Genomic DNA, 413 nt, shown 5'->3' with positions numbered 1-413 from the left:
GCATCGAGTCGAAGCACGCGAAATCCATCGTCGACGAATCGATCACGCCTGCCGCAATGGCCGCCGCGGCGCCCGCCATCGCTGACCTGGCCGACGTGCGCGGCCAGGCCGCGGCGAAACGCGCGCTGCTCGTCGCGGCCGCGGGCGGGCACAGCCTGCTGCTGATCGGTCCGCCGGGTACGGGCAAGACCATGCTGGCGCAGCGGTTGCCGGGCCTGCTGCCGCCCCTCACGGGCTCCGATGCGCTCGATGTCGCGTCGATCGCATCCGTGAGCCGGCGCGGGTTCGAAGCGCGGGAGTATGGGCGGCGACCGTTCCGCGCTCCACATCACACGGCGTCCGCCGGCGCCATCATCGGCGGCGGTCCCCGCGCGAGCCCGGGCGAAGTCAGCCTCGCGCACCGCGGCGTGCTG

General features: G+C 73.8%; 1 protein-coding gene. It reads left to right on the top strand.

Going from position 1 to position 413, the window contains the following annotated elements; all coding sequences use genetic code 11:
- Positions 1-413, top strand: a 413-nt coding sequence (locus I6F37_RS42155) for an ATP-binding protein (RefSeq protein ID WP_225154695.1), incomplete at both ends; no start/stop codon positions are given.

The sequence above is a fragment of the Bradyrhizobium sp. NBAIM08 genome (assembly GCF_020193935.1).
GTDB lineage: Bacteria > Pseudomonadota > Alphaproteobacteria > Rhizobiales > Xanthobacteraceae > Bradyrhizobium > Bradyrhizobium yuanmingense.
This window is presented reverse-complemented; position numbering and strand designations above follow the sequence as displayed.